Source organism: Legionella drancourtii LLAP12 (genome assembly GCF_000162755.2).
GTDB classification, from domain to species: domain Bacteria; phylum Pseudomonadota; class Gammaproteobacteria; order Legionellales; family Legionellaceae; genus Legionella; species Legionella drancourtii.
Genome location: NZ_JH413816.1, coordinates 12,428 through 34,892 on the forward strand (window position 1 = coordinate 12,428; position 22,465 = coordinate 34,892).

Here is a 22,465-nt window from a genome sequence, read left to right on the forward strand (position 1 = left end):
TTAGCAAATTTTTGTGGCTAGGTTAAGAGGCTAATGATTGAAACAATTGATTGCAATTTAATCAAATAGAGCTATAATACGTGGATTTCTCCCAGATTGTAAGAAACTATGCACCGAGAAATTATTCAATTGTGGAAATGGCTAATCTCTGCACCCTCCGATCCTTTTCCAACTTTAAATGAGCTTAGTGAATTATCTCAGACTGAAAACCTCCTTGCTGAACTGATACTTGAAAGACGAAAATTATTAAATTCGCTTTGTCTACAAGGTCGAGAGCCAGGGGCTGAGGTACAACAATTACAATTTGATCGGCTAGAAATATACGATTGCTGTGTTGAATTTCTTAAGAATTGCAAGCCAGAGAATCAGTTTGGAGGAGTAGACTTCGCTTGTCTCGGCTTTATAGCAGATAAAAATCTTCCTTTTTTTGCTGTAGAAAGCGTTTCCGTTCTTTTTTTTCATTGTCTTACAAAGAATAGTGAAAAAACTCAAGCCCTTTATGATCGCTATAAGGATTATTTTAATGCCAATCCTTTTATTAAAAATGGACTAAGTTTACGCACTGAGCTTGCTCGGGTTGATAAGTTATTAAGTTCGGAAAAAAATCTTTTGGGACTGCTTCCTCTATTTGTAAATACTTTTGGTGAAATTGAGACTTTTACAGCCATATTGATTACCTTATTGAAACGAGGGGTAGATTCCAAGGCGATTATTGACTCTAGCTTACTGCACCAGTTTTTAGCCTATAATTTTGTTAATCTTGATACTGAAGATTCTGAGATAAAAACACTCTATAAAAATCTCACGCTTTTTCCTGAGGCGGCGCAACTGATTGCCAATGCGAAGGAAACGATAGTCACTATCCCTAACTATCGAGTCGCTTACTCTTTAACTGCTGAGCAGCGGGAAGGCAATCCATCAGAGATAGAACCCCTCAATTTTAAGCTTGTCTTTGGCTATGAGCGGGAAAATTTTCAAAAGCTCTATGCTTTATTTGGTGAAATGTTTATAAGCTGTGCTTTAGTCCACTATAGAGAAGTTAAGGATGAAAAATTAAAGAACTTGCTCTGCACGTATTTCGAAGCTCTACCTCCTCAGCAACTTGCTGAGAGACTGAATCAAACTGGGCGTTATGCCTCTTCTATCTTGCCTTCCTTAGCTGAATTAATTAGCGAAGCTAAACTCAATGAACTTATCAATAATAACCAGGGTGCTTTGTTTTATCTGCTGCCCTCCAAACCTCAGCTTTTAAAGTTATTGAATGAGCCTGAAACGCTCAAGAGTTACCTTGCTAACTTAGATAATAGGATGGAGGATTCCTTTCTTGTCCTTAGCCAGCTCATGCAACTGTATCGCTTAATTGACAAAAGCCTGCGTCCCTTGCTTTATGTTCCTATTTTTAATTTGTCTCTATCTCAGACTTCCTTAGCGGATCCTGCGCTGATTAGACTCTTAGCAAAAGATGCATTAACACATTCCACACTTATCAAGCAGCAGCTAGAAAATATAGCAACTTCACTTAAAGCTGCTGTCCAACAGTATTTCCTCGCCAAAGAAAGTTGGACCCAAGAGGATTATTATTTTGTCGAAGACTGCTGGGTGGAAAATCAACGCAAATGGAATTTCCTAAAGCGTATTATGAAGAATATTTCTTCTATGCAGGATTTTCCCACTGATAAATATGCCTTTTACGCCTATCTGATAAAAGTCCTTATTGAAGAAAAATCACCAGCAAATTTTGAGCTTGAGTCCTTTCTGCATGAGGTTCTCACTATTAAACGCAATGACTCAGAGGTCATTGCTGAATATGAAAGAGCGCTCATCGAAGTTTTCGTTAAAAATGCTCCACTGCGCTCCATATGCTCTAGTTTAATGGCAGCAAGTACGTGTAAAGAGCCTATTGTCAAGCTTATCTGCATAAGAAGCGCTATTATTGGTAAGTACAATATTTTGTCTCTGCTTCTAAATGCAAAAGAGGTCAATGCAGAGCTTCTAAATTTCGCTTTAAGCGAAGTTTCCTCCGTTGCTAAATGGTCAGGAGGACGCTTCTTTTATGCGACTAAGGACGACTGCACGCAAGCCTTGCGAAAAGCTACCGACGCCATAGAGCTAGAGGCGGTAAAATTTCTCTGTAGTTTAGATAATATGCTGACAGACGAAGCGTTTTCAAAAGCCTTGTTTTGGGCTAACCGTGCTTGCCAATGGGAACTAGTGATGCTCCTCTGTACCCTGAGTAAAGACAAAAAATTGAGTCGGGATATTCTTTCCAAAGTATTGAAGGAAGCAGCTTGCCTTGGTCAATGGACAGTTGTGAGGGAACTTTGTAATGCCGAAAGAGCCTCTAAACCCTCTTATCTCGCATTTTCCAAGGCTTTAGTATTGGCTACTAATGCAAGTCAATGGGAAATTGTGCTTAAAATTTGTAGCATGGAGGATGATCAAAAGCCTGGGAAAAAAGAGGTGTCTGAAGCACTAGAACTAGCTGCCAGGCATGCCCCTTTAGAAGTGATACAAAGGTTTTGCGCTATGAGCGGAGAAAATAAACCTTCTAGCGAAGCGCTGGTGAATGCCATGAAAAAAGCGATCTATTATAGCCGCCTAGATGTGATGCAAGAGCTTTGTGCGATAGTTACAGAAAACGACCCCCAAGGGAAGTCCCTTACTAAGGTTTTGGAGTTTGCTATTCATCTTGATCGGGTAGAAGCGATCCGAATACTCACTGATATACCAAGTGAGCAAAATAAACTTAGTCCTGAGTGCCTCGCCAATGCTCTAAAAATAGCGGCTCGCTCGAATAGAGGAGCATCTGTAGAAGCGCTGGTCCAGCGCAGTGGCGACAAACAACCAACATCCGAGCTAATTTCTGAAGTTCTGGAAATAGCCGTTCGTGCTCGCCAATGGGAAATAATGAAAATCTTGGCTAAGTCCACGAGTTCTGAGAATAGAGCGAACCCTGAAGTGACTTTTGAAGCTTTGCGCATAGCAACTAACGCGGGTCAATGGGAGACAGTAAAAATCCTCTGTGCGGATGGGAATCTAACCGCTGAAGCGGTCTCCTATGTCTTTGAATTGGCTATTTATCAAGGCCCACTAGAGTTATTGAAGCAGTTTTGTACGATGAGTGGCGACAATAAGCCGACTCCCGAACTAGTTGCTAAGCTTCTGAGATGCTCGGCAGCTTATTCTGAAAAAAGAGAGGTTGTTGAGCTGGTTTGTCAAATGGAGGGTGATAATCGACCAACACGTGCAACAATTTCCGAGGCCTTGCAAATTGCAGCAGGTCAAAGGCAATGGAAACTGGTAGAAATTTTTACTGACTTGGATACGGATCATAAACCGACTTCTGAGGCAATTGCTAAGGTATTGCAAGGGGCTGCCTCACTTGGGCATATAGATATTGTTCAAAGACTTTCTAGAATGACTACTGATAATAGACCAAGCTCAGAAGCGATTTCCATTGCCTTGCGAAAGGCGCCAGCCGAGCTTAGAACTTGTCTTAAGACTGCTCATGCGCTTGCTCTGACTCGTGAAAAAATAGCGAAGCTTAAGAACTATGGTAAGGTACTAAAAGAAAAATACCCTCGCTCTGACGATGGACAACGGACTCAGAATATTGCTGTTGATCTACAGACATTGGTTGAGCAGTTTACTAATTTAGTTCTCGGAGCCGAGCCTGTAGATAAAGAAGAGCTATGCCGTGTACAAGAGGAATTTAAGACCACATTCAATAAGGCTTATCTCACTATGGGGAATCATAGAGCACAATGGAAACCAATCTTGCTCAATATTGCAATAGCGGCAAGCGGAATAGGCTTATTGTTGATTTGCGGTAAGCTATTTTTTGATGGGAATTTATTTTTTGCTCAAACAGAGCGACAAAATATCCTTGAAAATATTGGGAAGGAAATTGCAGTAGTAGCTAAGGTAGGTAGTTGAATAACAATTAGATAGATGATTGATTACGTATCAATATCCAATACCGCGTTCAATAATTGCTGCGTATAAACTTGTTCTGGCTGTTTAAAAATCTTCTCACAAGTACCGAACTCTACTACCCTCCCTTCCTTCATAACTAACACTTCATCAGCAATATAAGATACAACGCCCATATTATGCGTAATAAACAAGTAGGAAATACCCGTTTCTTGTTGTAATTCTTTCAATAAATTAAGAATTTGAGCCTGAACCGAAACATCTAGTGCACTTGTTGGTTCATCACAAATTAAAATATCAGGTTCCGTTGCCAAAGCCCTGGCAATGCAAATCCGCTGCCGCTGCCCACCAGAGAATTGATGTGGATAACGATGCAAGCTGTTGAGCGGCAAATTGACCTGGTTTAATAGTTCCTTCTGTCTTTTGCTAATCACAGAACGCTTCATTCTTTGGGCATGCATGCCTTCGGCAATAATTTCCCCAACAGTCATGCGCGGATTCATCGAAGAAAAAGGATCTTGGAAAATAATTTGTACTTTCTTACGGTAATTCCTTAATGCTTTTCCTCGCAAAGTAAGTACATCGCAATCACGATAATGAATCTCGCCTCCAGCTACAGGCAATAAACGTAATAAGGCTCGACTAGTAGTTGTCTTACCACATCCTGATTCGCCAACCAAGGCCAGGGTTTTTCCTTGTTGTAAATGAAAAGACAGCTTATCAACCGCTTTAAACTGTACTTTAGAACGGCTAAACAATCCTTTTTTTTGAACAAAATCAACCGATAACTCATGAACATTCAATATGCTTTTTGCCTCGGTGGTCGCGACAGTCCATGCCATTTTCTTTGTTTCTAAAACCGGCAGTTGTTCAAGTTGCGGATATAAATGACAGCGCACCATTCGATTGCCCTGCTCTTGTAATTGTGGTTCTTCTTGTTCGCATCGTGCAAAAGCATAAAGACAACGTGGATGAAAACGGCAACCCGAGGGCAACGCATCTAATGAAGGAACAAAGCCATGAATCACCGACAATCGTTCTGTTTTTTTCGCAAAGGAAGGTAAGGAAGCAAGCAATTGCTGCACATAAGGATGCTTTAGCTGCGTAAAAAAATCATGAACCGAGGACTGTTCCACGACCTGCCCAGCATACATGACGCACACACGATCGGCCATAGCCTTGACTACGCCTAAATCATGGGTAATCAATAACATGCTCATCTGATGATTTTTTTGTTAATTTTTTCAGCAATGCTAAAATCTGGGCTTGAATGGTGACATCTAAAGCTGTTGTTGGCTCATCTGCAATTAAAATTTCAGGATTACAAGCCAATGCCATGGCAATAACGACCCGTTGTTTTTGGCCACCCGATAATTGATGAGGGTATTGGTTAATTTTCACCTGTGGCTGCGGCATTTCCACTTCATTAAGTGATGCCAACATCGCAGCGTTTAGCTCGTTCTTGGTGTATGCTTTATGCCTTAACAAAACCTCAGCCAATTGCTCGCCAATCGTCATTACCGGATTTAAAGCAGTCATAGGCTCTTGAAAAATCATAGCCAGCCGCCGGCCTCGTAGCTGCCGCATCAGGCGTTCTGACAGATTTAAAATATCCTCGCCATCCAAATTGATTTGGCTATCAATGCCATAAACACCTGCTTTAGGCAATAAACGCATTAACGCCAGGGAAGTCAAGGATTTTCCGCAGCCGGATTCACCAAGCAAAACCAGCGTTTCACCAGGATATAAACTAAAACTCACCCCATCCAAAGCCAGTGTTTTTTTTTGATGTGTTTGAAAAGCTACGGACAATTGTCGCACTTCTGCGCTGTGTTGCATAAGTTTTATTACTAATGAGTATTCCTCTACTGTACCATATCTATGATAAAATAAACCTAGTACATCAATTTGAGTAAATGCCCATGTCAGAAAACTATACCGCCCAGGCCATTGAAGTCCTAAGTGGACTTGAGCCAGTTCAACGTCGCCCCGGCATGTATACCGATACCACACGCCCCAATCACCTGGCTCAAGAAGTTATTGATAACAGCGTGGATGAAGTATTAGCAGGATTTGCCACCCACATCACCGTTACCCTCCACGAAGATGGTTCTGTTGAAGTAGAAGACGATGGCCGGGGTATGCCCGTAGATTTGCACCCACAATTAGGTTTAAGCGGTGTTGAAGTGATTATGACGCGTTTGCATGCGGGGGGTAAATTTTCCGATAAAAACTACAGCTTTTCTGGAGGATTGCATGGGGTCGGTGTATCCGTAGTTAACGCTTTGTCCGATCGGCTTGAAGTCACCATCAAGCGTAATGGCATTGTTTATCAAATGTCCTTTGCTAATGGTGATAAAACCTGCGAATTAAATGAAATTGGTATCACTAAAAAAAGAGACACCGGTACCACTATCCGTTTTTGGCCTAATGCCAAATATTTTGATACCACCCGCATTTCCATCAAACACTTAACCCATATTTTAAGAGCAAAAGCCGTACTATGTACTGGCTTATCGATGACCTTTATCAATAAAACCAATAACGAAGAATCACATTGGTGTTACGAACATGGCCTCGTTGATTATATGAATCAATCCCTGGGGGATGGCGATTATTTGCCTGAAGAACCCTTTGCCGGTGAATTCAAAAGCGACGATGCAACCGTAGATTGGGCCTTGGTCTGGTCTAATGGCGCCAGTGCAGGTTTTAGTGAAAGTTATGTGAACTTAATTCCCACCATTCAAGGGGGAACTCATGTGAATGGTTTTCGTTCGGGTTTGTTTGAAGCCATGAATGAGTTTTGTGAATTAAGAAATCTTTTACCACGTGGGGTTAAACTGGCGGCAGATGATCTATGGGAGCCGTGCCAATATGTTCTTTCGATAAAAATGAAAGAGCCTCAATTTGCCGGACAAACCAAAGAACGTTTAAGCTCGCGCCAAATCTCGGCTGTTGTTAGTAATGTGGTTAAAGATGCTTTTGCGCTGTGGTTAAACCAACACCGTAACCAAGGTGAAGCCATTGCGTCCCTAGCCATAGAGCGTGCACAACGTCGTCTAAAACAAGCCAAGCAAGTAGCACGTAAACGTGTAAGCCAAGGCCCTGCCCTGCCAGGAAAATTGGCGGATTGTTTGCAAACAGATTTGAGTCAAGCTGAATTATTCTTGGTAGAAGGTGACTCTGCGGGTGGTTCAGCGAAGCAGGCACGTAATAAAGATTTTCAGGCCATTTTGCCCTTACGCGGCAAGATTCTAAACTCATGGGAAGTCGATTCGTCACAAGTACTGGCTTCGCAGGAAATTCATGATATTTCTGTAGCGATTGGTGTCGATCCGGGTTCAATTGATCTTACTGGTCTGCGTTATGGAAAAGTATGTATTCTTGCCGATGCAGACTCCGATGGAGCGCACATTGCCACATTAATCTGCGCCTTATTTCTGCGTCATTTTAAACCCCTGGTTCAGGCAGGTCATGTCTTTGTGGCAATGCCACCACTGTATCGCATCGATGCGGGTAAAATAGTTCATTATGCCCTGGATGATGAAGAGAAAAATCGCTTGCTCAGTCATCTAGCCCAAACAAGCAAAGCCAAAGCCAATGTCCAACGTTTCAAAGGTTTGGGTGAAATGAACCCCATCCAACTGCGTGAAACGACAATGGATCCCAATACCCGCCGTTTAGTGCAACTGACATTAGAAGATGAAGAAGGGGCTGAAGCAATAATGGATATGATGCTTAATAAAAAACGTGCCGGCGATAGAAAAATTTGGTTAGAAACTAAAGGGAATTTAGCTGAGATATAATTCGGGCGCTAGGTGCCATCATGTAGGTTCGGTCATTTGATCCAACCTACATGGTTTATGTGAATTATCGCTACCATTTTAATAAAGGGATGATATTAGAATAATCGTCGGTCCATAAAAACTGCTTATTACTGGCAACAAAACGCCAATTTGTATTTCCCATCAATTTAAATACCAGCTCCTCATTCATTGTTAATAAAGCCCATTCAGAAGAAAATTGCCCTAATGCAGAATCACCTTGATGGGCAATATAAAAGACCATCATATCTAAAGAACGACCTACGGCAGTTAATACGGGTAATAAATCCAAGTGGCGATTACTTAAATTAACCAAAATGGCCCCATCTTGAGTAATTTTATGCTTGTACAAGGCAAATGCTTCTAGCGTGATTAAATGCACTGGAATAGCATCCGAATTAAACGCATCAACAATTAATAATTTTTGTGAGGCATCAGGAAGTTTTTCTACAGCTAAACGGCCATCATTTTTGATAATGTCAATTTGGGGAGGGCAATCGCGTAAATAAGTAAATAATTGTGCATCTTTAGCTAATTGAATCACCTGATCATCAATTTCAATGATTTTAAGCTGATCCACTGGGCGAAATTGACACGCCATAGTACCAATTCCTAAACCAATAATGGTTACTGAAAGTGAGGGCCATTCTTGTTGCAAATTGTCAACAACTGGTTTAATTGCCCCATAGTAAGAACTATAACCATTGGGCTTTACGCCATTCATTAATTGCAATCCATGCACAGTAGACTGACTAATTAAGGCATGAGCGCCTCCTTTATCGACTACTTTTTTTACACCATAAAAATTACGCTCTTGTACGAGAATATCCTCTTCTTGCAGAGCCGGTGAAAAAATAAAACCAAATAAAATGAACATGGATAAAAACAGACTGATTTTACTGCGTTGCCACACCACCAATACGATTAAAGATAAAATAGCGCTAATTTGAAATGTAGAAAAACCATGCGGCCAGTGGATCTCCGGAATAAAATGTGGACTCAGTAATAATCCCAATACAATCAAGGGAACACTCATTAACTTTAATAATGAATAATTCACATTGCGGTTAGTCCCTATAGCCCAGCCTACTGTTTTACTCGGTAACACCAATAAACTAAATAAAATGGCTAAGGGGTATTCATAGACCTGATTAAATATATGCGGCGCGATAATCCCATTAAAAATACCCGCCAAAACGCCCCCAAGAGCTAAGCATAAATAAAATAAAGTGAGTAATTGCGGTTTGGGCCTGCTTAAAAATAGTTGTCGGTGGCAAAGAAGTGCAAAAATAAAAAAACTGAGTAAATTAAATAAAATCGTTTGCCAAGCGCGGATTTGACTCACATTTAAAATAAAACCGAGAATGGAAAACACCAGAAAGAAAATACAATTGCGTGCAAGCCAGGAAAAAGAAAAAATAGGTTTAGTCGTGAAAGCAATGATAAACGTTAACAGATATAAAGCCAGAGGCAATACCCAAAATAAAGGAGTAGCCGCCACATCCGTGGTGATGTACAAAGTCACGCCGAGCATGAAACTACACGGTACAAAACTTAAAAATACCCAATACACCATATCTTGCCATGGCCAAGGACTATCTTCTTTCGTATTAAGCTCTAAGGGTTTATAACGATTGGTATAAAGTACTAATAATAAAACACATACATAAACGATATAACCAATACTCCACCAATGAAATTGATTTTTTAAACCAATAAAGCGTTCAATTACTCCAGGATAAAGCAGCAATGAAGCCAGACTACCTAAATTAGACGCAATATATAAAAAATAAGGGTCAGCCGCTCCCTTTGCCTTGGTCTGACTGTAAGCAAATTGCAATAAAGGTGCTGATGCCCCTAGTACAAGTAATGGCAAGCCTAACTGCGTTAATAAATTGTATAAAATACTCCATTCCGGTGCCCCCTCAGTTACTAAAGGGCGAAATAAAAGCGGTATTGCCGTAAAACTCAAAATTAATAAGCTACTATGAGCCAAGCGCCAGAGCAGAGATTTCTTCAATAAACTTAACAGCGCCGCATATCCATAAGAAATTAACAATATTGCTTGAAAAAATAACATGCAAACACTCCAAACTGCAGGAGTACCGCCGTAAACAGGTAATAAAGCGCGGGCAGCCATAGGTTGAATACTGAATAAAAGTACCGCGCTAAGAAATAAGGAAAGAGGAAATAAAAAACGCGACACGGCTCGTCCTTGATTAAGAATAACTCCACAAGCCAGCATTGTAATTTTACTCTGAATTATATTCAAATAAATTGCAAACTCGAGGGAACTGGCACATAGCCATTCTTAATAATAAAAACTTTATTTTGTGTCGCCAATTTGGCTTATGTCTTTTTCGCCAAAAATAGCAGAAGCAAAACGATAATGTTTAAACTCCAACAAGTTATTGCTAGGATCTTTGAGAAAAAAGGATTGATGCTCAATGCGCGTACCTTTAAATCGTGTTTTAACCGGAATCTCAAAAGGAACCTGCTGTGCATGAAGGCGTGCAATAAACGCCTCAAACTCGCCTAGCTCAGAAAAAATTAAGCCAAAATGCCGAGGATAAATACCTTCTTGAACCGGAGGAATAGCATCAATTTTATGAGCCACAAGTTGATGCTCAGAAAAGTTCAAAATTAAAGCATGTTCAGATTCTCGCCCTAAAGAAAATCCTAATTGACGATGATAAAAGTCTTTTGCTATGGCCACATCATGTATTGGAAATGCCAGATGGAATAAAGTATTCATATTAATTATACCCCCATGGTACACATAGAAAAATTTGATTATAGATCCTTCTATTCGACAGAAACACATTCTCGGTTAAATTCATCGTTCGACAAAAGAGAATAAAATATGTAAAAATGCGCAAGCATATGGAATTTCACTAGGCGCGAGAATAAAATGCATTACTTAGATTACATCCTTCACATTGACGTTTATCTGAACACCTTAGTTTCCACGTATGGATTTTGGACCTATTTGGCATTATTTGCCGTGATCTTCTGTGAAACAGGGCTTATTGTAACGCCTTTTTTACCTGGGGACTCGTTACTATTTGCCGCAGGCAGTATCGCCGCACAATCAGATAATTCATTTAATGCAGGGATTTTATTTTTATTATTATTGCTGGCCTCCATCTTAGGCAATCAAATCAATTTTCTGATCGGACGCGCTCTAGGGCCAAAGATCTTTTCCACAAATAACTCATGGTTGTTGAATAAAAACCATTTACAAGAAACGCATGTCTTTTATGAAAAGCACGGAGGGAAAACCATTATTTTCGCACGCTTTCTGCCCATCATACGCACCTTTGCACCTTTTGTTGCCGGCATTGGGGCGATGAAAGTACTTCATTTTTCCTTATACAATATATTCAGCGCATTTCTGTGGATTGGAAGCCTGCTTAGTCTGGGTTATTTCTTAGGCTCCATTCCCGTCGTGAAAGAAAATTTTGCGCTTGTTATTTATGGAATTATTTTTATTTCTTTATTGCCACCAGTCATTACTTTATTAAGCAGAAAGAAGGCTTGATCTAATCTGGATATTATACTCTTAGAATTTAGCATCATAGCCCCGTTTAACCCTGCCTATCATGCGAACGGTTTTGGAGCGTATCCAAAGCCGTTTTTCCCTTAGCTTGACGCTCTAGGCTGCTTTACAGACCAGTCTAACGTTCGTTCTTCTAGAGCATCGAAAAGGATTTGGTTTTTATATTCTGATGAGTCTTCAATATATCTAATTGCGCACTGAAATTTTGGGAAAGAAATTTTAAATCTGGCGCGCTCATATTCTTGGTTAATAATTCTTGCAAGAGCATCGTTCTAAAAGAATGTGGATGAGTATTTCCATTTTTTCTATCTTTTAGAAAATCAATCGTGATTTTCTTTGCTTCATTATAATCGGTACATGCACTCAATTTATCACCAAAGCGTTTAGCTCGATTACGACCAGTTTCTCCATGTCGATGGAAAAAAGAAAACCAGATACTATTACTGTAGTTGCAATATTCTTTGACCGCGTTAGCGACCTGCCCCTTTAAAGAAGCTCGCATCAAATTATTGGTTGAATTGGCATACTCCTGTTTCACTATTTTTGATGGGGTTCCAACTTTGGCTGGTTCAGTTTTCTTGGCAGACTCTCCAGACGTCCTCACTTTATTAGGAAACACTTTGTTTTCTGCAGCACGCTTACCCATTTTCGTAACTTGATGAAGTGTTTTTGTCGTTTTTTCATCATCCCCAGAAAATGCGCATACAGATTTCGCCTGAGTAACGATGGTGGTCCAATGAGCATTATTTTTATTATTAACCGTAATCACGTAGCGATCTGGAGCATCTACAAAAACAAAATTAGCGTTACCCTCAGTTAATGTATGCAAATTAACACCAAATACACTTCCCAGATGATTCAAATGCCCATGGGTTCCCCAAAAATAATTTTGGGTGATAACTTTTGCTGCCTTGATAATTGTTGAGTCAGCTTTGGGTTTGGTTTCTGCCGTGATCAAATTAAGGTCTACATCACTACCATAAAATAATGACATAAATATTGGCGCTAAGGTTAATTGTTCATGCTCTTCAACCACTATTAACGGATTATTACGTATTATTTTTAATGCTTCATCCCTTAAAGCATCATTAATTACCTCTTGCAGTCTTACTACGTCTACTTTTAATTCTGTTAATTTTTCTGCTTCTAATCCATCTGGAGTTAATATTTCCATTTGTGCTGTTAATGCTTTAATTATGGCATCCTGCAATCTTATTGTTTCTGATTTTAATGCGCCTAATTTTGCTACATCAGTTTTTAATATTTCATTTAATAATGTTTTTAATTTTAAAGCAGCTTGCCCTAATGCGTCTGAAATTAATACGTTTAATTCTAATTGCTCATCACGCTCAAGAGATTTTCTTTCTAGAGCCCTCTGTTCAAGTGCATCAAAAGCTTTTTTAACATCTGGCAAATTCGCGTATTCATTGTACTCAGGATCAATCCAGTCTGAATTGTCATAATATAAGAAAGAAAAATTCATAAAACTACTTGTTGCAGTCAACTTCTTATAATCATTCACCGCTCTAGAACTAGCGCAGGCTTGACGTAATTCAGAAAGCGTACAATCACAAACTATTTGCCTTAATGATTTTTGTAATTGATCCAGTAATCTATTATTCGGTTTTTTATAATCAAAACTACATATGTCATCATATAGCTTCTCGGTATTGATGCTAGGATCTAAAGCAACCCATTGTTTAAACATAGGCCGGCGGCTACCATATGCTATTTTTTCTTCCTGAATAATCTCAATTAAGCCAATCGCAAAAGCATAAAAAGCACAGTTACCTAGACCAGGGTTATCTATTTGTTTTGCTTCTATAGTTATGAGCGCATCCGAATCCGATATTCTTGGTGTACTGAAAGCAGTTTTTTTCTTATCTACAAAATCATTATTAACTATTTCTTGAGTCATGATGCTGCCGCTTACCTTTGTGATTGATATAATCATCTGTATATGGGTTATGTTGCGAGTGCTCTAAATGGCTATGTTTTTAATGCATATGCAATTGCGACACCATACCCTGCTGAATCCACCCTTTTAAATAAGAAGCGGCGCGTATGCCAACTTCTTCAGGTGTAAGCCACTGGCATAATCCCTCGCAAAGTTCGGCAAACGACACACCTTGAAGCAAGGCATCCACTGCCCATGCTTCTTCCTGAGCCAAACTATAAAATTGAATCAGGTATGTTGGTGAACGCCATAAAATCCAAGCCATTGGCGCGGAGTTTTGCTGCAACTCAGGTAAGGCTTCATCATAAGCTAAAGCCTGCCAAAGAGAAATTGCATTCCAAAAATAATTAATTCGTTGCACTGAAGGGTGAAGGGTAAACTGCAAATTGGCCCAGGCTTCCACAGGAACCGCCGCCATATCATCAACTCGAACAACTGCAGCATCAGCAGCATCAAAAGCCAGTGTCATTTTCCACTCAAAATCAGCCAATTCAGCTAAATGGGGATTACTCGGATAATATTTTTTTACAAAATCAGCAAAGACATCTCCAAACCAGCGAATAGAACGATAGGCAGAAGGATGGGCAAGAATATAGGCTTGCGCTAATTTATTAAATTCGTCTGTTCCTAGATAGGCATATAAAAAGGGATAATTAGTCGTAAGACTTTCAATCAATCTTAGCCCATATGCATCACGATAAATGGATAAACGAGTATCTACCGAAACTGTCTTCGTTTGCACAATTGCGTCAGAAATTTCAGCTTCACCTGATAAGAGAAATTTTTGAAATTGTTCTTGTAGGTGCAACAATTTGCTCATATATACTCCACCGCACATAAAACCGCCGTGCTAATTCGCCGTGCTTCCTCAACTTCAGCTAAGAGTTCCGCTAAGGGTGGCATATTGGCATCTCGTTCAATCATGGTTGATACTTGGCCCAGATGTTGAATAGTTGCAGCATACAGATCCCAAACAGGCTGAATTACCGCAGCATCATGAGTATCAATAACATAATCGCCATGATTAGCATGACCAGCCAAATGGATTTGTACTACACGTTCAGCAGGCATTGCCCGAATATAATCCAGCGGGTCAAACTGATGGTTTATTGCACTGACATAGACATTATTTACATCCAATAGAATATAACAACCCGCGTGTTTCACTAATTCACAGATAAATTCCCATTCCGTCATTTCCGATTGTTTGTAGGTAAGATAGCTCGACACATTTTCAATTAAAATTGGACGACCTAAAAAATCCTGTACCTGTTGAATGCGTGCAACAAGATGAGCCACAGCTTGCCGTGTGTAGGGAATCGGCAATAAATCATGGGCATTAATGCCATTCACACCGGTCCAGCATAAGTGGTCAGAAATCCATGCCGGTTCTACCCGAGCGACTAAAGCGTTTAATTGCCGTAGATAGTCAATATCTAAAGGATCCGAGCTGCCCAAAGAAAGCGATACACCATGCATCACAATTGGGTAATTGGCACGTATTTTGTCTAAATAATACAATGGTTTTCCACCAGGAATCAGATAATTTTCAGTTACTATTTCAAACCAATCTAAATCTGGTTTTTGCGTTAAAATTTCTTCATAATAATCAGGCCGTAATCCAAGACCAAAACCTAGAAAAGGCATTTTTTGTAGTGCTTTATATTGGGAGATATCCATATCAAACCTAAGAAAAACCAGGCATGTACGGCATGCCCGGAATAAAAAAAATTGCCCTTATTCAGCAACAGTACCACCAGCTTTTTCGCAATCTTCTTTAGACATTTGAGAAACGCCTTTACCTTTACAAGAATTTTGTCCTTTACATGCATTTTCAGCAGTTTTGCAAGCACTTTGTCCTTTACATGCATTGCCACCTTTACAGTGAACCATTGGTGCAGAAGAAGCTTCATCAGCAGCAAACGCTGGAGCCAAAGCAAACATCGAAGCAGCGCCAACGGCTAAAGCAACACCAGTCATTTTAATTTTGTTCATTGGTTAATTCCTTTTAAGTTTATTATCGGAGGCCAAATAATTATTTGGCCTTTGCATTTTAGAAAGTAAAATTTAAGTTTGTCAAGCTGATATAATTATTGCTCCTTTGACACTGATGCCTTTTGTTCACGTTCATCAAGCACATTCAGTGCCCCACAAACATTCTCGTAGCATTCCGTCGGATCATGAAAAACTACGCACCTAAAGTATAAGCCCGCTTCACCATTTTTTCCTTTTTCACCAGGGATAAACACAACTCCAGCCAAAAGAGAGCTATAATATATACAGGACGAATAAAATACGGATATTTTCCTATGAAATCAATTTTCTTCTCACCAAAACAAATTTATGACTTCATAAAGAAACATGAACCATTTAATCAATTGAGTGATGCATGCTTATTAAACGTTGCCAAAGCATTAGAAACTGAAGCTCATCAAGGAGACTCTCTGCTCATTAAAAAGGGAGAGATCCTGGGGGATTTATATATTCTAATCAAAGGTCGTCTTTACTATAAGGTAACTGATAATTCTGGGAATACCACATTTCACGGTGAATTCAATGAAGGCGCGATTATTGGTGAAATGGCTCTTATCTCCGATCTGGCGCGTTCCGCTGATGTCTATACGATGCGTGACAGCATTATCCTCAAATTATCCAAAGAAAAATTTTTGGAATTAAGCCATACTTATCCTGAATTACTTAATAAAATAACGCAATTTACCATCAAACGATTAACTAAATCCCTACAAGGAGCTCGTCCGGCAATTACACGTAATAAATCAATTGCCTTAATTCCAATCAGACCCATGCCGGATCTTGAAAATCAATTACAAGAAATGATGCGCAAATTCCCTTATGGCGAAAAAATTCTTTTATTAACCAGCGATTGTATTTTAAGAAAAAAACATTTTCTCAATGAAAATGGCAATCTGAATCAGGACGGCATTTTATGGGTTAACCAACAAGAAGAACACTATTCTTTTATTTTTTATCTGGCAGATCCAACGGTTACCGCATGGAGCAAATTTTGTATACGCCAAGCGGATTCATTAGCATTTTTAGCACAGGCAGAATCCAATGACTTTAGCTGTTCTGAAGTAGAACAGTACATTAATGATGAAAATAAAAATTTTTTTATCAAACGCAACATCTTAGTGCTCCTGCATAACAGTACAGCATCCCCTAAAAACAGTCAATCTTGGTTACAAAAACGTAAAATCAACAATCATTATCATGTTCGAGCGAATACAGAAGCAGGTATCGCACGCATAATGCGTATTTTTACAGACAATACGGTTTCCTTAGTACTTAGTGGTAATGGAGCACGTAGCCTTGCGTATATTGGTGTTTATAAGCTATTGGAAGAACTAAAAATTCCTATAGATTACATCGCAGGTACCAGCATGGGTGCCATGCTTGCAGCCGCCTTTGCTATGGGACATACCGCTCAAGAAGTCTTATCAATGGTTAACCGTTACTTAGTCAAAGGTTCAAAATTTGATTTGACGTTTCCTGATATTTCAAGTACATCAGGAACAAGGATAAATCGCGCTCTTATCAATATTTATGGTGAACATAATCAAATCGAAGATTTATGGCTTAACTATTTATGCGTTTCGACTGATTTAATCAGCCAAAATGTATATGTTCATGATCGTGGATTATTGTGGGAAGCGATTCGTTCCAGTATTTCATTACCCTTTATTTACCCGCCTGTATCTCTTGATGACAAATTGCTCCTTGATAGGAGTATGCTTAATAATATTCCTATTGATGTCATGCGTCAGTACTCACACAGTAGTAAAATTATTGCCGCCAATATCGAGAATAATACCCTGTTCAAATTAAATCCCCTGCCCTATTCGCTGTCAGGCTGGAAGTTGCTTTATAACAAATTTATGGGCAAAGAATCTATTTTACCCTTAAATTTAGGTGAGTTAGTTCAGCACTTATTAACCACTAGTTCTCATCCAAATACAGAAAAAATGACAGGCATGGCAGATAATTGCCTTTCCTTCAATATGGATAAATTTGCCATGCTTGATTTTAAACGATTTAATGAAATCGCCGATGAAGGTTATAAACAAGCGAAGGAACAGCTTAATACTCAAAATATTGAAGCGCTATTGTTACCTAGTGACAAGACCCAAAACAACTTTAAATATGTGCCTGATAGCTCGCAAATTCGCCCCACTGTAGTCGTCCATCAGAGAAGACATTAAAACTTTGCGAACCTCAGATAAAAAAGTCTCATTACTATAAGGTATTACTTTCTTGTTTTCTTCCTCATAATCTGAGCAAAAATCATCTGTTTGTCTATTGGTAATTCAGCTCGTCGCAATAACATCATTTCACTGAACTACCTATGAAAAAAACAACGCCCTTATAAAAACAACCAAACACCGGCTATACATTATTCTAATAAATAAATGCTCTCCTAACTTATTGAAAAAAAACAACCTCCTCTTATTAAGTTAATAATCTATTGCATCTAGGTCAACATTTTATTACCATAGTGAACTATATTTATACCAAGCGGCCATTTAATTACAAAAAATGAAAAAAACATTTACATTATTGACCCAGTTCAATAAGAAAGAACTCTTAGCAATGAAAAAAAAACAGGTACCTATGCTTAGCCCAAAGGTAAAAAATTTCATTGAACAATCATCTCAAGATGTTGCTGAATATCTTACTCTTGGTGAGAACAGTATTAAGAAGCGCGCTGAAAAACCAGAAAACATCATTTCCAAGTTAAAAGATAATGACCAATTGCTTAAAAAATCATCACTGGAAAAAATTAATTTACTTTATCAATCGTTACTCGATTATCAAAGTAATGATTTAGAAACGACAAAAAAAATTCAGCAAACCACGGCACTACTCGTTACTATATTTCAAGGCTTAGATAATGAAGTAAAAAAAAGAAACACCTTTAAAACAAGATATTATGTCAGTGATTACCACGATCTGTTAATCAATAAATTAGCTAAAGAAAACATATCTGTTACCGCGAATCGTTCATTAACGATACCCGATACGAAGACCCTATCAGCAAAACAAACAAAATTAATTAAGCGCTATGAAGCAATTGCGCAACTCCATGAACAAATACAAGGAAAAAGCTATTTAGATGAAGAGATGCTAGAACAAGCCAGGGCAGCGCTTAAAATCTGTAAAGAGAATCAGCCAGACTGGTCGGAACGCTCATTTATCCAAAAACTAACCGATATTTTAAGTTTGGGAATCAATCCCATTTATCGAAGCTTTTTTGCTCAAGAAGCACTTATTTCTAAAGAAATTGAAAAAAATATGCCTAGTGCTAAACTGTAATCCAATTTATTGTCGCTTTGCCCTAACTTAATAAAGATTGGTTAGCTCATCCGTAAATTTCAATCGCCACCTATACTGCACCTTTCTGGATAAGATAGACAGTTCGTTCTGCAGGTGACAATTTTTCAATATTCATAAACTAATCATGCGCTGCATAACTACTGGGCTTTGTTTAAAAAATACCGCCGTATTGACACTTACAGGCTTGGCTTTTTCTTTTAATTGCGTTTGGATCTCACTTAGACACTTCATTAATATCCTTTATAACAATTTCCGAAAACCGCTTATCACCCGGTCAGCGATTAAAAATTCTTGTCGATTATAAGTGGTTAATAAACCAATTACTTGCATCCCGGCAGCCTTGGCTGCTTTTACGCCATGCAGTGTGTCCTCAATAACCAAACACTGTGAAGGCGAGACCTGTAAACGTTTGGCAGTTAATAAATATCCTTCCGGCGACGGTTTGCCTATGCTCACATCCTCAGCGGTTACAATAATGTTGAAGTACGCTTGCAATTTTCCTTGTCTTACTTTGGAAAGAACTGCAGTGATTTCATTACGGCTAGAACCGCTGCAAATCGCAATTTTCTTCACCGTGAAGGCTATTTTAAAGATAAATTGCTCAAAATCAGCAATTAGCGGTAAGTATTCACGACTACTAATAATATGGGTATAAACATTCTCCTTTTGCTGAATCAACTGCTTAATTTCATCAGCCGAAAAATGAAAGCCCTTATCGTGCAACAATTTGGGGAACATATCTTTATCTGCCAAACCAAGATAATGTGCCATAAACTCCGTATAACTGAGCTTTATCCCTAATGCGCCAAGTACAGCACAACACGCCTCATAATGAATCGGCTCACTGTCGAGAATCACCCCATCAAAATCAAAAATAACGGCTTCAAACATAGCGGTAAAATCCTATTTTTATTATATCCATGATATGTTCTTTAACAATGACTTAAGAAGCATGAATCACGGCACGGGCCATAGACTACTCCTTAATAACACGCCCTATGAATTAATTATTTTAGTGGTAATATGCTTTAATCACAGAAAGAACTTGCTCAATATCTGCATACGCAACATTACAGTGAGTTACAAGACGGATAAACCCCATTTTATTCGGCTTTTGGGGAAAAATAATTCTGCGTTCAGCAAGATAAGCCCGCAATTTTGGGTAGTTTTCGCCCACTTTGATAAAGAACATATTGGTCTGTAATGATTCTTGATCTACAGCAAGATCGCCTACCTCAGCCAATCCTTGCGCAAGTAAAGCTGCATGCTCATGATCTTCTTTAAGTCGGGTAACGTTATTTTCTAAAGCATAAATGCCGGCAGCTGCAATAATCCCCGCTTGACGCATACCGCCACCCAATACTTTCCGCCATCTTTTTGCTTTTTGAATTATTTCTTGCGAACCACATAAAACAGAACCTATTGGTGCGCCTAATCCTTTAGAAAGACAAATGGAGACGGAATCAAAATGACGACTAATAATATCTAATTCAACATTAAGTTTCACTGCAGCATTAAAAACTCGTGCCCCATCAAGGTGACTGCTTAACCCCTTGGAATGGCAAAATGCCTGTACCTCCGCCAGATAGGAAAGCGGCAATACTTTACCTGCTGTAGTATTTTCAAGGCAAAGGAGTTTGGTACGCGCATGATGATTATCAATGGGTTTAATCACCATATCCACTTTAGATAACGATAAGCTGCCATCTTTTTCAAAATCCAACGGTTGCGGTTGAATACTACCAAGCACAGCAGCCCCGCCCCCTTCCCACAAATAAGTATGTGCGGTTTGACCAACGATGTATTCATCTCCGCGTTCACAATGCGCCATAATCCCTAATAAATTCGATTGGGTACCGCTCGGAGCAAAAATCGCGGCCTCCATACCTGCTCGCTCAGCAAGCATTGCTTCAAGTTTTTTAACCGTTGGATCCTCATCAAACACATCATCACCAACCTCAGCCTTCATCATTGCTGTTAGCATAGCCGAAGAAGGCTTGGTTACTGTGTCGCTACGTAAATCAATTGAATGCATAAATATATCCTGCAATGAGAAAATTTTACTTAGAGTCTACTGAAAGACGTAATATGTTGTCTTTTTATATTTAAAATCAAACTATTGCAAGAGTTAATGCTTTATAAACATACCATATGGCAACACACGGCCAATGGATAAGAAAAGCAATGGCGCCGATCTTTAATACCGCCACATACTAAAGATTTATTAAAAAAAACGACACATCTGTTCTTTATTTAATCATATCTTAAGGATTATTGACTACAATAGGTTAATTTTTGTAATTAAAGATCACTATGCCTAAAGAGAAAAAACGTAAAACCTTGGCGGGAAAAAAACCCGTATCAGCAATAAATCAAGACAACAAAGCCAAAACCAATAAACGAGCGAGACGAGAGCCATCGGCAGGCACAGCGCCATCAGTAGATACAGGGGCTAGTCTTATCCGTGAAAATGGCAAAGTAAGCGCCTCAACCAAGCCTCTTTTAATTGATGATAATACTCGCCTCAATACCTTGCTTAGGATCGCGACCGAAATTGAATTGAACGATCAACAAGAATATAAATTAATGCACACGATTAAGAATCTAGCAGATCTTCCTGGGATACCCGCAACCTCTTATTTGCGCCATTTTTTCCTACACGATCAACCGGCAATGATCTTAGAAGTACTACGCCCCTTAACTTTTCATCTTGAAAAAAATACTGCGCAGGCTAATTGGGAATTACTCGAAAAATTTGATTGTCCCAAATTAATTCTGCTCATGCTACTCGAAGGAAAGCAAAAAAATATTTATAACATATATGCAATCATGCTCGTTTGCCTTTTTACCATCAAGGATCCCCATGCGAACAATCTTTGTAAATTGTTTATTTATCATGTAGAACATACAAGTGATTTTAAAACTAATCTTGAATTTTTTGAGGCTCTTCTTTACATTTTCAAGTGCCGATTAAAGTTTGAGTTACCTCCAGAATATCAACACCTGCAACTATCTAATGAACATCGTGAATTAATTGTTAGCAAAATGACTGAGCGCTTACATAGTCTGTTAGAGACAGGACAACATACACAAGAGCAAGTGGTAACCTTTTTTAAGGGATTTCTTGCCCTGCTCTCCCGCAATTATCCGCTTAGCTATAAGAATGATGCCAATCAATTGGTGATTGAGGCTTTAAAAAAAGGCTATGCGCTTCCAATAGTCGAGCTCTTGATTCCTTTTGGCAATATCCATAAAGCAAATGACGCAAGCCAATCACCACTACTCATCGCCCTCGAAAACAATAATCTTGAGGCGCTCGCGCTTTTAAAAAGAACCAGGGTTGATTTACTTAAATTAGTTATTTGGAATAAAGAATTACAACGCTTTGTGCTCGTGCCCACTCTCAGTTATATCAAATTACGGGGTATGAGGGCGGAGATTGTCGCCTACATAGAAAACGACGTAGTAACGAATAAAACTACTAACGCAGCAACTGAGAAATCGCAGTTTTTGCTTACTTACTTCTTGCAAAAGTTGCAAGAACACAGCCGCCAAGAACTAACAAAAACTTGCTTTTTAGAGGCAATTGAAAATGGAGAAAGCTATTTGATAGACACCATACTGAACTTGCTCGGTATGGAAGCATTGCTTAGAACTTTGGCTCCAATTGAGATGATGCTATTGTTTAAAGAATTAAATGGCGCGGCGTGCTTGAGTAGGCTCATTGAAATAGAGCCTGGCAGAGTATCACGCCTAATTCGCTTGTTTTACAATATGGAGAAGAGTAGTAATATCATCTATGAATTAACTACAGCCATCATCGAGCAAGACTTGGCTATA

The 22,465-nt window shown here is 39.1% G+C and carries 14 protein-coding genes and 1 pseudogene; 6 read left to right on the forward strand and 9 right to left on the reverse strand.

Going from position 1 to position 22,465, the window contains the following annotated elements; translation table 11 throughout:
- Window positions 1–108 precede the first annotated feature (108 nt).
- On the forward strand, window positions 109–3,936 hold the full coding sequence (locus LDG_RS06935; protein WP_006870524.1) for an ankyrin repeat domain-containing protein: 3,828 nt from the start codon (window positions 109–111) through the stop codon (window positions 3,934–3,936).
- 23 nt (window positions 3,937–3,959) lie between these two features.
- On the opposite strand, the pseudogene LDG_RS18445 reads toward LDG_RS06935, so the two are convergent.
- A pseudogene (locus LDG_RS18445) lies at window positions 3,960–5,772 on the reverse strand (ABC transporter ATP-binding protein).
- Window positions 5,773–5,855: 83 nt separating this feature from the next.
- On the opposite strand from LDG_RS18445, the gene parE reads away from it, so the two are divergent.
- A complete protein-coding gene (gene parE / locus LDG_RS06945) occupies window positions 5,856–7,739 on the forward strand; it encodes a DNA topoisomerase IV subunit B (protein ID WP_006870527.1) in 1,884 nt (627 codons plus the stop codon).
- 70 nt (window positions 7,740–7,809) lie between these two features.
- Here the strand turns inward: parE and LDG_RS06950 are convergent, their stop codons facing one another.
- On the reverse strand, window positions 7,810–9,963 hold the full coding sequence (locus LDG_RS06950; protein WP_006870528.1) for a fused MFS/spermidine synthase: 2,154 nt from the start codon (window positions 9,961–9,963) through the stop codon (window positions 7,810–7,812).
- Between the two features lie 120 nt (window positions 9,964–10,083).
- Window positions 10,084–10,512: a VOC family protein gene (locus LDG_RS06955; RefSeq protein ID WP_006870529.1), complete on the reverse strand. Its 429-nt coding sequence runs from the start codon at window positions 10,510–10,512 to the stop codon at window positions 10,084–10,086.
- Window positions 10,513–10,668: 156 nt separating this feature from the next.
- Between LDG_RS06955 and LDG_RS06960 the strand changes: the two genes are divergently transcribed.
- A complete protein-coding gene (locus tag LDG_RS06960) occupies window positions 10,669–11,298 on the forward strand; it encodes a DedA family protein (protein ID WP_040534782.1) in 630 nt (209 codons plus the stop codon).
- A 151-nt stretch (window positions 11,299–11,449) separates the two neighbouring features.
- On the opposite strand, the gene LDG_RS06965 is transcribed toward LDG_RS06960, so the two are convergent.
- From LDG_RS06965 to bufA2, 4 genes are all read right to left on the reverse strand, one after another.
- Entirely contained in the window at window positions 11,450–13,234 is a 1,785-nt protein-coding gene (locus LDG_RS06965) for a hypothetical protein (RefSeq protein ID WP_006870531.1), read from the reverse strand.
- A 79-nt stretch (window positions 13,235–13,313) separates the two neighbouring features.
- Window positions 13,314–14,093: an HvfC/BufC N-terminal domain-containing protein gene (locus LDG_RS06970; RefSeq protein ID WP_006870532.1), complete on the reverse strand. Its 780-nt coding sequence runs from the start codon at window positions 14,091–14,093 to the stop codon at window positions 13,314–13,316.
- Window positions 14,090–14,953 carry an MNIO family bufferin maturase gene (gene bufB / locus LDG_RS06975; RefSeq protein ID WP_006870533.1) on the reverse strand — a complete coding sequence of 288 codons (864 nt, stop codon included), beginning with the start codon at window positions 14,951–14,953 and terminating at the stop codon, window positions 14,090–14,092. The genes LDG_RS06970 and bufB overlap by 4 nt, the downstream gene beginning before the upstream one ends.
- Before the next feature lie 57 nt (window positions 14,954–15,010).
- A complete protein-coding gene (gene bufA2 / locus LDG_RS06980) occupies window positions 15,011–15,268 on the reverse strand; it encodes a BufA2 family periplasmic bufferin-type metallophore (RefSeq protein WP_006870534.1) in 258 nt (85 codons plus the stop codon).
- Window positions 15,269–15,582: 314 nt separating this feature from the next.
- Here bufA2 and LDG_RS06985 point away from each other — a divergent pair, with 314 nt between their 5' ends.
- A complete protein-coding gene (locus LDG_RS06985; protein WP_006870536.1) occupies window positions 15,583–17,493 on the forward strand; it encodes a cyclic nucleotide-binding and patatin-like phospholipase domain-containing protein in 1,911 nt (636 codons plus the stop codon).
- Between the two features lie 388 nt (window positions 17,494–17,881).
- Window positions 17,882–18,604 (forward strand): hypothetical protein, encoded by a 723-nt coding sequence (locus LDG_RS06990; RefSeq protein WP_040534783.1) that lies wholly within the window; start codon window positions 17,882–17,884, stop codon window positions 18,602–18,604.
- 261 nt (window positions 18,605–18,865) lie between these two features.
- On the opposite strand, the gene LDG_RS06995 is transcribed toward LDG_RS06990, so the two are convergent.
- Together LDG_RS06995 and ltaE are read right to left on the reverse strand one after the other, a co-directional pair.
- Window positions 18,866–19,516 (reverse strand): HAD family hydrolase, encoded by a 651-nt coding sequence (locus LDG_RS06995; RefSeq protein WP_006870539.1) that lies wholly within the window; start codon window positions 19,514–19,516, stop codon window positions 18,866–18,868.
- Window positions 19,517–19,637: 121 nt separating this feature from the next.
- Window positions 19,638–20,660, reverse strand: coding sequence for a low-specificity L-threonine aldolase (ltaE, locus tag LDG_RS07000; protein WP_006870540.1), 1,023 nt, complete (start codon window positions 20,658–20,660; stop codon window positions 19,638–19,640).
- 278 nt (window positions 20,661–20,938) lie between these two features.
- Between ltaE and LDG_RS07005 the strand changes: the two genes are divergently transcribed.
- Window positions 20,939–22,465, forward strand: a 1,527-nt coding sequence (locus LDG_RS07005) for a hypothetical protein (RefSeq protein ID WP_040534784.1), incomplete at its 3' end; no start/stop codon positions are given.